This is a genomic window from Lentzea indica (assembly GCF_012184385.1).
GTDB classification, from domain to species: Bacteria; Actinomycetota; Actinomycetes; order Mycobacteriales; family Pseudonocardiaceae; genus Lentzea; species Lentzea indica.
Window position 1 is genome coordinate 1 of sequence record NZ_VSRL01000292.1, and the last position, 10,386, is coordinate 10,386.

Below are 10,386 nucleotides of genomic sequence, written 5' to 3' on the forward strand. Positions count from 1 at the left end.
CCGCAGCAGAAGTGCTGGGTGGACGACATCGGCGCCTACTCGGTGAACGAGGTGGCGGTCAACTGGAACTCTGCGCTCGCCTGGGTGACCGGCAAGGGCGGCGAGGAGGACAAGGAACACAAGTCGAACTACCTCGTGCCCACTGACGAGTTCTTCGACGACGATCGCATGGTCGCGCCGCCGGTGATCGGCGGATGAGGAAGATCGCCCAGCTCTCCCTGCCCGCGTTCGAGGTCCTCTGGGAGGACCTGCGGGCGGGGAGCGTTCCCTACCCCTTCGACGTCAGCCAGCACGGCGACACGCTCGACGAGCGCGCCCGCATCAAGGCAGCCGTGCACGCAGACCTCGAACGTCGAAACCTGGCACGGCGCGGCAGGCCGGAGCCGGACCTCGAAGACGCGCTGAACCTGTTGGCGCGCCCCGAACTCCGGGTCATCGCCCTGTGCACACCGGACATGAACCAGCAGAAGCTGGTCCGGGCCAGTGTCGTGGCACGCGGTGGCTACGCGGTGCTGGTGACCCAGGAAGAAGCGACCATCACGCTGAACCTGGTGCAGCCCAACGAGATCGCGACCAGCCTGGCCAACGTCATGCCGCCGGGCCGGCCAGGACCGGGCAAGCTCGTGACCGTGCCGGCCCAAGCCTTCGAAAACCAGCCACAGCAACAAGAAGGCTTCCGCCAGGCGGTGCGCACGATGGAGAACGACGACGTCCGCCTCGCCAAGCAGATGCTGACCGGTCCAGCCATCGGCAACGGCCACTTCATCGTCCAAATGGGACACGGCCGCACCAAGCGCGACTTCCCGCCCGTCACGTGGATCGACACGAGCCAGGGCCGCTACTCCAACGTCGAGACGCGCAGCGGCTGGTTCACGATCAGCCCGGCCGACAACATGGGCCTGGCGCGGCACCTCGGGCAGGTACTGGCGATGACGAGCGCGCGATGAACCCGGAACAGATGATCGCGGACCTCGAGTCCAAGGCGCAGCAGCTCCAGCAACGCTCCCTGCAGATGCAGGAGCAGATCCAGGACGCCAGCAGCACCGTCACTTCCCCCAACGAGGCGGTGACCGTGCGCGTGGCACCCAACGGCGCCCTGCAGCACATCGAGTTCTCACCCGCGGCGATGCGCCTGACCCACGTCCAGCTGAGCCAGCTCGTGATGCAGACCGTGCAGAAGGCCCAGATCCAGTCCGCCGAACAGGTCGCGTCCATTGTGGAGCCCGAGTTCGGCGGCACCGAGGCGATGGACTTCCTGCGCAGCTTCATCCCCCAGCAGGAGGAAGAGGAAACGCCTCCACCGCAGGAAGACGGCCAGGTGATGCGAGAGGTCTCCTGGAACGGCCCCGCACAAAAGCCAACGCCGTCACCACGTCCTCAGCGCCCCGCGGATGACGACGAGGACGGCTTCGGGAGCGTTCTGCGATGAGCGGCTTTCAGGTCGATCCGGGGCAGCTGCACGGATTCGCAGAAGGTCAGTTCAACCGGCAGGACGCCTTGGCCGACGCCGCGAACACGGCGGCAGGGGTCAACCTCGGTGGGGAGACCTTTGGTCAACTACTCCAATGGTTCGCTGACGACGCACAGGACAAGGCGCGCGAGACCGTCGACAACCTCCGGAAGGTGGCTGAAGGTGTCGGGCAGGCGGCGGATGACACCAAGGCCACCGCCGTGACCTACGAGATGTACGAGGACTCGAACAGGAACCGGTTCGGAGGTCGGCAATGAACTTCTGGACCGGATGGGACTCCGACGGCAAGTGGGCTGGACCCGACAACTACGCGGGCGCAGGCCCGGTCGAATCCGTTGCCCAGCTCGCGGACTCGCTGACACGAGCGGGCGAAGGCGACTTCGCGGAGATCGGCCTCAACGCCGGCGCCGCCGGTCTCGATCTGCTCGGAACCTTCCTCGATCCGCTGGGTTCTCTCGCGACCGCCGGCATCGGATGGTTGATCGAACACGTCAGCTTCCTCCGCCAAGGACTGGACTGGCTGGCGGGCAACGGCGACGCGATCAAGGCGGCTGTCGCCACCTGGAACCAGGTTGCCGTCAAGGTCAAGGACGTCGCCGACGCGCAACGCGAGGCGGTGGAGCACCAGGTCAAGGGATGGTCCGAGGCCGCTGCCGACGGATTCAGGCAAAGCCAGAGCAGGCTCGCCGACGAGATCGAGGCGATGAGCAAGACCTGCGTCGCCACTGCGCAGGAGATCGCGACCGCGGGCACGATCACAGCGGCGATTCGTGGCATGATCCGCGATCTCGTCGCCATGTTCGTCTTCGAGGTCATCCGCAACGCTGTCATCGCACTCAGCACTTCGTACGTGTCGCTGGGCAGTTCGATTGCAGCCTTCGCGGCTTGGGCAGTTGGACGCGGCGCCGCCGTACTGGGCAAGATCACGCAGTACCTCGCCAAGCTCATGCGAGTGGTGACCCGAATCGCCGGTCGGCTGAAGGGTTTGTTCAGCAAGGTCGGCGACATGCTCAAAGGCTTGGGCCGCTTCGGAAAGGGCGGTCGAGGCACAGACGCCCCGAGCGCGCCGCGTGTGCGCGACACGACCACCACTCCCAGCCGCGCAGACAAGATGGAGGACGCCGGCAAGCGCCTCGAGGACTGGGGAAACTCCCGCCCCACGCTCGGCGATGCCGCCAACAAGGGTAAAGAGGGTCTGCGCGAAGCCTGGGACGCCTACAAGGACGCCGGCAACACCTACAACCGCGCCTACGCCGACAAGAGGCCGAGCAACGCTGCCGTCGATGCATATGCGCCCTTCAAGCCGATCACCCGCGCCGACGGAAGCGTCACGCCGCATTCAGTGCCTGACGTGATGGGCGGTGGGTTCCAGACCAAGTTCGGGGCCGATGTCCTGCGCGAGACAGCCAAGCAGGACGAACTGGAAGCACAGCTGGGGAAAGATCCCACACCCGAGCAGAAGCGCACGTTCGAGAAGATCAAGGGCAACCTCGACCTGTGACCACGACTGCCCGAAAACCACTGTGGATCGTGCTCGCAGGACTCTGCCTGTTCATGATGGGTGCCGCCGGGTTCGTCTTCAACGGCGCGGGCCGGTGGGCCTTGATCGGCGCGCCGTTGGCGCTCGTCAGCTGGCTCGCGCTCATGCCATGCCTCGAGCGGTTGGGTCCGAAGAGTTCCTTGGACGCGTGGGTGGGCTTCATGGCCGTCTTCATCCCACTCTTCACGTACATGGGCGGTCATTCGCTGTGGCTCACGGCCTTCGGCGAGCGGCTGACCGACTGTGAAGTCACCGCCGTCAGCACCCACTCGAATCGGCGGTCGCCTGACTCCTACACGAACGACATCACCTGCGGTGATCGCAAGCTCGTGTACACGCCGAGTTGGGGCATCGACGCCAAGGAGAAGGGCGAACGGGTCGACCTCATGGTCGACCGCTCCGGGTTCACGCTGGATCTGGAACCGGCCAAGGTGTCGGTCAGCAGGAACCTGCTGGTTCCACTGGCTGCCGCTTGGGGCGTCGGCTCTGTCCTCCTCGTGCTCAAGGTGCCTCGAAGGGAACGGCCGAAGAAGCGTCGTGCTCGTATGGGAGGAGACTTCCTCTAGGCCGGCGCACACGCGGTCACGCGCGAGGCGGCGGTTTCCTCGAGCGCGTGACCGCGTGCCCTCCCCGATGTCAGAACTTACGACCGTTTGGCCCCAATGTGACCGAACGTCGTGCTGTTGGCAATGATTTGGCAATTCAGCGGCGGGCTCGGTCGATCACCTCGTCAGCCGTCAGCGGGCTCGGCGGGTGGTGGCTGAGGCACATCGGCACCGTGGTCAGGTGGAAGCCCGTGGCGTCGGTCGCCACGAAGAACTCTCCTCTGGTCAACCGTGCGATGTCCGGTACGGCGCTGCCCTTGGCCCGGGCCACCTCCTCAGCCGCGCGAATCTGCGCCGGACTGCTGAGCCGGCCGAAGATCTGCGTGGTCGCGTTGCCGCTGATGCGGTTGTCCAGTCCCTTGGGCGCCTGTGTCGCGAACACCAGGCCCAAACCGTATTTGCGAGCCTGGGCAGCCAGCATCTGCGTGCTAGCCGTCGAGGTCGTGGCCTTGCCCGACGGAGCCAACGTCTGCGCCTCGTCCATGACCAGCAGCCAGCCGAGGGACTGCACCGGGTTGCGTTTGACCCAGGCGAAGAGCTCCATCTGCAGCTGGCTCACGAAGCTCTGCCGTTGTTCGTCGGACGGCAGGCCGACGAAGCTGATCACCGACACGCGGGCTATGGCGCCGGATGACGGGGTGAGCAGCAGGGCCGGATCCACGGGTTCGCCTGTACCTGCGAACAGGCGATCGTTGATCATCGTGGCCTTCAGAGTCTCCGCCATCTCGCCCGCCATTGCTCGGGCGTTGGCCATGTCGGTGACCCCGTTCGGCAAACCCGCCAGCAGGTCGACGAACGCTGCCAGCTCACGCTTTCCGGTGCTCGCGAACGACTTCAGCGCATCGCGCAGCACGGCTTTCGATCGTTGGTTCTTGGCCGTGGACGACGCGACGCCAGCGCGGGGAGCCAAAGCCGATACCGCGACGTCAAGAGCCATCTCGAACTCGTCCGGATTGTCGAGCAAGCTCGCGAAGTCTGGGAGAGGCTGGAAGCACAACGGCCTGCCGGACTGCCGATTTGGCGTCCACACCACGACGTCCGTGCCCTCGAGATATGCGCGTGCGCGGTCGGCGTCACCGGAACCCCACCGGGGCGGCGGTGTCGGCCATGTATCACCCAGGCGGGCAAGGTCGTTGTTCGGATCCAGGACGATCGCCGACACACCCCGCAGCGCGCACTCCTCGACCAGGCGCCGGAGCAGAACCGTCTTGCCCGAGCCGGTACCCGCACAGATGAAGACGTGCTCCCGCAACGTCGCCAAGTCCACATCCACGGTGCCGACAGGCACACCAGAGATGTCGGCCGGCTCAGCGGTCAGTCGGCCAGACATCGCGGGGAACACCGTCGGCAGCACGGCGGCCAGCAGCTCGGTGTCGCTCGCGGGCTTGCGCGCCATCAGCCACGCCGGCAGCCGCGGATCCTGCGCGGTGAGCATTTCCTTCAACGCGGCGAACGTCCTCAGGTCTGACTCGGACACCGGCACGTCACGGCCACCCGCCTCGCGGAACGCGGCGATCGACTGCTGCGTGACCGGCCCGGACGACCAGGGCTGGTTGCGCAGCAGGATCAGCCTGCGTCGGTCGGACCCGAGGTGGTGCGCCGCCGCACTACGAGCCTTCGACAACCTCGACAACGCGGCCCGGTGGTGGGGAGCGGCGATCGCGCGGAATGCCCAATGCGCCTCGTTCTCGGTGTCCTCGTCCAGCGTGCGGATCAACCTGGCGTGCAAAGCCGGCTTCACCGACGGCGGCGACTCCAGGCTCCAGCCCTGATCGTTCTCCCCCAGCTCGGCGATCCACGCGGTCAGCGCGGCGGACAACAAGCCAGGCATCACCTCGTCCTCGTACCGTTGGTCGAGGGCAGGGCGAACATCCGCCGCGGCACGCAGCTCCTCGAAGAGGCGGTCGAGCTCGCTCAGATCAGTCGGAGGTGGTGGCGCCACCACGGGCTCGGGCTCGGCATCGAACCGCTCCAGATCCCGCGCGGCGTCGCCGAGCAGACACCAGCGAGCGTGCTCGTCAATGCGCTGCAACAACTTTCGTGGCGTGTATTGCTGCATGCCGGCGAACGCGTACTTGCTGATCGGCCACGTCGGGCTCGGCGGTGTGAAGTCCAGTTCCCGGTAGATCACCGAGAGCCGCTTCTCCACCAACGCGCGGGCCAGCGTGCCGTTGGGAATCTCGGACAACGGCCGCTCCGTCCGGAACCGGTCAGCGACGGTGTCGACCGCCTTGCTGCGCAACAGCTCCCAGGTGTGTGGCAGGCACGCAACCACCGACAACGTGCGGCTCGTGTTGTCCCGCAACGACATCAGGCCTTCGCCGACCAGGGCGAACAGCTTGTCGTCCTCAGCTGAGGACTCTCCGGTCGCCCGCGTCGACACCGCGACCAGCTGATCGATCTGGTCCACCGCCACCACCATCGGCCCGGTCAGAGCCAGGAGCTTGGACACCTCCCCGACGATCTCCTGCGGCTGCTTGGGGTGCGGCCGGATGCCCCGCGCCTCGCGGTCACCGGGGTTCGTCTCGGGCATCCCACTGAGGTAGTCGTCGCCGATGTTGCTGACACGGTCGTCCGGCGAGGCGAAGAGCACCAGTGCCCTCAGCGTGTCCTGACATCCTTGCCAGACAGCGCGGTCCAAGCGCCGCACCGACCCGACGAACTCATCGAGGTTTGTCACCGAGGTACCGGTCGACGAAGACAACCGATCGAGGAACTGCGCGACCTGCGAGCGGCCGCCCGCCCCCGGCCGGACCAACCCTTCGATGATCGCGTTCGCTGTGTTCGTCCAGAAAGCGTTGCCCTCCATGAGCTTCACCAGGAAGAAGTAGCCGCCCGTCTCCTGGACCCGCTCCCGCACCCACCCCAGCAGGTGCGTCTTGCCGACGCCCTTCTGCCCCTGGATCACCAGGCCGATCGGACTGGAACCGGTGCTGCGCTGTGCATCCTCCAGTCCGGCAACCACTGCTTTCTCGACCTCGGTGTGTAGGCCTTCCACGTGGAACTGCGCCCCGCCCCAGACGTCGTCCGGGGTCAATGCCCAGTTGAACCGCAACGCCGCCAGGGCCTTGCGCTCCTCGGGAGTCATCGCGCACCGATCTTGATGAGGTGGCGGTCCTCCCCGCCGATGCGGACGGCCGCGTCGCGGTCTTGCTGCGTCAGCACTTTCTGGTTCGACTCGGGGATGATGTTGACGTCGACCGCCCGGTTCAGCCGGTGCAACGCCTGATCCACCTCACCCCGTGACTCGCCGTCGAGCGTGGTCCGCAGCGCCGCAAGCCCCACCCATGCACTGGGTTCGAGCGCCAACTTGGCGTATGCCGCACGCACCCGTCCGTCGATGGCCAGCTCGCCGGCCTCGAAGACCTCGTGCGGCCGCAGGCCCGACCGCTCGAAAAACCGGGCGAGCCCGCCGAGCAGGGCGTACAGCGCGCCTCCCGCGGAACCCGCGTTCTTGGGCAGACCGGCGGTGAACTCCGTGGCGCACCAAGCCCATCCAGCATCTGTGAGGTCGTGGCGGTACGGCTGGTTGACCTTCTCTCGCACGCTGTCGACGAGCCCGAGCTCGTTGAGCACCTTCCGCTGCTCACCATTGAGGCGGAAGCCAGTGAGAGCCTCGAGCTCGTTGTTGGTGAGTTCCCGTGCCTCCGCCATCAGCGTGATCAGCGCCGCACGCTGCTTGATCCCGAGCTCCCGCATGCTCTTCCTCTCACCCGATTACCTCGAAGCGGTCCACTTTCAGTTCGGCGCGCTGACCCTCGCTGACGAGTCGGCCGGAGACGGTCACCCGATGCCGCTCCTTGCGGGCAGTGACCGCCGCGTCGGACCACGTCAGGTCGAGCAGCCGCATCCACACCGTGTCGACCTGCACCAACCCGCCGCCGCGCACGACCTCCACGAACCCGGTCACTGTCACAGGGCCGAGGTCGTTCGCCTCTCGCAGATACCGCGCTCCGGCCCGGATTCGCGCACCCGCGCCACCGTCGAACAGCACATCGGTAGCCGCGCATTCGGCTGGTTCACCAGCCGCCCAACGGAAAGAGAAACCGAACGGCCAAGTCGACTCCCTACCGGCGAACCCGACCAGTGCCTCACACAGGTCCGCCGAGGCACCAGCGACAACCGCGTTTCGAAACGCCACCGGATCGTCCTCCGCCACAGCCGCGTTCACCGCGCCCAGCGCCGTGTTGAGCCGCGTCAGCACGCGCCGCGCATACGAGTCGAACGGCACTCGTACCGGCAACACGCAACTACCTGCACGCACGGGGCCGACGAGCATCCGATCGACCATGTCGTGTGCCTTCTTGGGCAACCTGCCCCGTGAGCCAACGAACGCGCCGTGGTCGATTGCCCTGATGGTGGCGTGCACGACGCTGGTCAGGCTGGCGAGGTTCTCCAACGCGAACGGCAATGAAGACCAACCGCTCGGCATGTCAAGTGGATGCGTATGCACGCTGATCACGTCTGCCGGCGACCCGCTGCTGATGTCGAGCAACACGTCCGCCACCACGCGGCCTTCCCGCGTAGCAACGCCTTCCAGCAGTTCACGGGTGCGCAGCTCCGCGTCGTTCATCCCGTCCCGCGCTGGCACGAGTACCTCGGCGCCGTCGTCGTGCGTCCACACCGTCAACGTGCTCCACACCTGCGGTTGTGGGTACCACCCCGTAGCACGGAGATAGCCCGTGACAGCCTCCACCGGGAGCGCGGTCATCGAACGCTCCGCAACAGGTCGCGCAGCGTCGAGTCGGTCAACACCCTGGCGAGCGAGATGCGTACCGGACGGCTTTTCGAGCGGTCCGGCGCGGACACCGGAACCTCGTTTCCCATCGGGTGGAAATAGCCGAGGTGACGGAGCACCATGCCGTCGGGCTGGAACGACGCGTAGGCCTGATCGGGTGGCAGTGCCAGCAGGAAGAGGTAACGCGGCACGGTGAAGTCTCGGCCGGCCAGCTTGTTGAAGCAGACCTCGTCGAGCCCGTCGTAGCACCATTCCGCTTGTGCGCCGCGCGGCATCTCCGCGTCGTCACAGCCTCGCTCATCTGCGTCTTCGTCTCGCGGCATGGCAGTCCACACGACCCGCGCCTCGACAGCGGGAAAGACGGAGGAATGGAAGCGGAACCCGAAGTCGATACCATCACGAGCGACGTCGCAGGCGGACACGTGGAGCCCGGCGACGGAAGCCAGCGCACGCACGTATCCGCGGGCCAGTTCCGCCGGCTCAGACACGCGTCCGAAACTAGGACCCGACGGACCGTGCACCCGCCCGGCGGCGGGTTATTGGCCAGGATTTGGCAACTTCTCCCACGCGGTGACCATGTTCACCGCGCTCCGCAACGTGGTGAGTCCCTCTCGGAAAGCGATCATCGGCCGCCGCATCGGCACGCTCATCAGTTCCGCTCTCGCCGTACTTGCGAGCAACTGCTCGACGGCGTCGACGAGCTCTCGCAGAGCCGCGGCGTCAGGCCCGAGCCGAAACGGTCTGGCCCGCACCAGGCGATCGACCTCGGAGACTCTGCGTTCATACGCGCGGGCGGCGTCCCGCAGCAGCAGTGCGCCCGGCAGCAGAGCTTCTGCCCTCGACGCGTCATCGGTGGCTGTCGCAACTATGTCCTGGAACTGCTGCAGCACCTCGGAAGTCAAGTCCACGACATGACTGGTGTCGTACCCGAAGCGCTCGATGTCGGCGATGGCCTCCTCGACGTCGGGCACGTGCGAATCAGCCTCGGTGGCGAGGCGGCGCTCTGCCTCCTCGACGTGATCCACCAGCTCACCGGCCAGGGCGAGCATCGTGCGGCGCCAGGTCGGTGAGGAAGGACCGTCAAGCCACGCCTCGCGGACGCTGCGGTGCTGGCGCTCCACCACGATCTGCACAGCCAGGTCCGGGTTGCCGTCCGTCAAGTGGTCGTGACCCAGCAGGACGACGGGCAGTAGGAGGCCGCGGACGCCGTCCACGGAGGCCTGGTTGTAGAAGACGAACAGTTCCTCGCGGCAGTACGGGCGGTCGAAGTAGCGGCGGGTCAGGACGGGCAGGAAAACGGTGGCGCTGCGGACGGCGGTGCGGATGGCCGGCTGCGCGAGGTCTCCCCAGCCGATGGCTTCGCGGTCCAGGAAGATCTCCAGCGAGCGGCCGCGGTCGGCATAGGCGTAGTGGCGCAGCGAGGAAGCGAACGGGCCCACGAAGTCCATGACGACGTCGTCCTGGCGGGCGTAGCTCAGGAAGCAACGGATCGGCGGCGCATCCGAGAAGGGCGTCATTTGCCCTCGTTCGGCGCATTGACAATTCGCAATTCGTCCACCTCTGCCAGATTCCGATCAGGAACGACTATTGTGCCAGCAACAGAGCAAAATATGTGTTGTTCGTTGTCTCACCAAGCCACTGACCTGCACAAACACAGAGTGCTCGATTCAATGACAGAAAGTGGACAGCACAATGTCATCTCCCGCAGCGACGAAGGGAAGCGATTCCCCGAAGTTGCGCGACGACACGACCCGCTTCCTCTGCGGAGCCGCGCACCGCGACGAGGAGTTCGCGGACTCGGCCATTCGCGAGTACCTCGTGGAGGCCACCAGGTCGATTCCGCGCTCGCCCGGCGTCAACGCCGGCGCGGTGTTGCGGGAGGCCGTGGGCGCGCGCACGAGACGCAAGGTGCGCGACGCCTTGCTGCTGGCGTTGGCGGTCGTGGTGCTCTTCGCCGCGAGAATGCCCTCGACCGCGTCGAGGAAGGTGTCGCCGATCGGGCCGGGGTCCGAGAGGCACCCTGACGCCATCG

11 protein-coding genes and 1 pseudogene are annotated in these 10,386 nt (G+C 66.5%); 7 read left to right on the plus strand and 5 right to left on the minus strand.

All coding sequences use genetic code 11. The annotated features are described in order from the left end of the window. From FXN61_RS42320 to FXN61_RS42345, 6 genes are all read left to right on the plus strand, one after another. The coding region (locus FXN61_RS42320; RefSeq protein WP_167979481.1) for a glycoside hydrolase family 9 protein at positions 1 to 198 on the plus strand (198 nt) is incomplete at its 5' end. Next, the gene (locus FXN61_RS42325; protein ID WP_167979482.1) at positions 195 to 947 is read left to right on the plus strand and encodes an ESX secretion-associated protein EspG; all 753 of its coding nucleotides are present in this window, start codon (positions 195 to 197) and stop codon (positions 945 to 947) included. The genes FXN61_RS42320 and FXN61_RS42325, both read left to right, overlap by 4 nt. Further along, the gene (locus FXN61_RS42330; RefSeq protein ID WP_167979483.1) at positions 944 to 1,429 is read left to right on the plus strand and encodes a YbaB/EbfC family nucleoid-associated protein; all 486 of its coding nucleotides are present in this window, start codon (positions 944 to 946) and stop codon (positions 1,427 to 1,429) included. The genes FXN61_RS42325 and FXN61_RS42330 overlap by 4 nt, the downstream gene beginning before the upstream one ends. Then, on the plus strand, positions 1,426 to 1,728 hold the full coding sequence (locus FXN61_RS42335) for a hypothetical protein (protein ID WP_167979484.1): 303 nt from the start codon (positions 1,426 to 1,428) through the stop codon (positions 1,726 to 1,728). The genes FXN61_RS42330 and FXN61_RS42335 overlap by 4 nt, the downstream gene beginning before the upstream one ends. A 221-nt stretch (positions 1,729 to 1,949) precedes the next feature. Then, positions 1,950 to 2,972, plus strand: coding sequence for a WXG100-like domain-containing protein (locus FXN61_RS42340; protein ID WP_167979485.1), 1,023 nt, complete (start codon positions 1,950 to 1,952; stop codon positions 2,970 to 2,972). Next, positions 2,969 to 3,577 carry a hypothetical protein gene (locus FXN61_RS42345; protein WP_167979486.1) on the plus strand — a complete coding sequence of 203 codons (609 nt, stop codon included), beginning with the start codon at positions 2,969 to 2,971 and terminating at the stop codon, positions 3,575 to 3,577. The genes FXN61_RS42340 and FXN61_RS42345 overlap by 4 nt, the downstream gene beginning before the upstream one ends. A 136-nt stretch (positions 3,578 to 3,713) precedes the next feature. On the opposite strand, the gene FXN61_RS42350 is transcribed toward FXN61_RS42345, so the two are convergent. From FXN61_RS42350 to FXN61_RS42370, 5 genes are read right to left on the minus strand one after another with little or no spacing between them, the layout of a single operon-like run. After that, positions 3,714 to 6,704, minus strand: a complete 2,991-nt coding sequence (locus FXN61_RS42350) for an ATP-binding protein (protein WP_167979487.1) — start codon at positions 6,702 to 6,704, stop codon at positions 3,714 to 3,716. Beyond that, positions 6,701 to 7,315 (minus strand): DUF4224 domain-containing protein, encoded by a 615-nt coding sequence (locus FXN61_RS42355; RefSeq protein WP_167979488.1) that lies wholly within the window; start codon positions 7,313 to 7,315, stop codon positions 6,701 to 6,703. The genes FXN61_RS42350 and FXN61_RS42355 overlap by 4 nt, the downstream gene beginning before the upstream one ends. A 10-nt stretch (positions 7,316 to 7,325) precedes the next feature. Further along, positions 7,326 to 8,327 carry a hypothetical protein gene (locus tag FXN61_RS42360; RefSeq protein WP_167979489.1) on the minus strand — a complete coding sequence of 334 codons (1,002 nt, stop codon included), beginning with the start codon at positions 8,325 to 8,327 and terminating at the stop codon, positions 7,326 to 7,328. Then, positions 8,324 to 8,842: a DUF4365 domain-containing protein gene (locus tag FXN61_RS42365; RefSeq protein WP_167979490.1), complete on the minus strand. Its 519-nt coding sequence runs from the start codon at positions 8,840 to 8,842 to the stop codon at positions 8,324 to 8,326. The genes FXN61_RS42360 and FXN61_RS42365 overlap by 4 nt, the downstream gene beginning before the upstream one ends. Positions 8,843 to 8,890: 48 nt before the next feature. Then, entirely contained in the window at positions 8,891 to 9,871 is a 981-nt protein-coding gene (locus FXN61_RS42370; protein ID WP_167979491.1) for a toll/interleukin-1 receptor domain-containing protein, read from the minus strand. A gap of 175 nt (positions 9,872 to 10,046) precedes the next feature. Here FXN61_RS42370 and FXN61_RS42375 point away from each other — a divergent pair. After that, a pseudogene (locus tag FXN61_RS42375) lies at positions 10,047 to 10,386 on the plus strand (hypothetical protein); the annotation flags it as partial.

Bases quoted from the DNA above. Each gene is read 5' to 3' on its own strand.
- FXN61_RS42325 (WP_167979482.1), top strand. From the start codon at position 195: ATGAGGAAGATCGCCCAGCTCTCCCTGCCCGCGTTCGAGGTCCTCTGG.
- FXN61_RS42330 (WP_167979483.1), top strand. From the start codon at position 944: ATGAACCCGGAACAGATGATCGCGGACCTCGAGTCCAAGGCGCAGCAG.
- FXN61_RS42335 (WP_167979484.1), top strand. From the start codon at position 1,426: ATGAGCGGCTTTCAGGTCGATCCGGGGCAGCTGCACGGATTCGCAGAA.
- FXN61_RS42350 (WP_167979487.1), bottom strand. From the start codon at position 6,704: ATGACTCCCGAGGAGCGCAAGGCCCTGGCGGCGTTGCGGTTCAACTGG.
- FXN61_RS42355 (WP_167979488.1), bottom strand. From the start codon at position 7,315: ATGCGGGAGCTCGGGATCAAGCAGCGTGCGGCGCTGATCACGCTGATG.
- FXN61_RS42360 (WP_167979489.1), bottom strand. From the start codon at position 8,327: ATGACCGCGCTCCCGGTGGAGGCTGTCACGGGCTATCTCCGTGCTACG.
- FXN61_RS42370 (WP_167979491.1), bottom strand. From the start codon at position 9,871: ATGACGCCCTTCTCGGATGCGCCGCCGATCCGTTGCTTCCTGAGCTAC.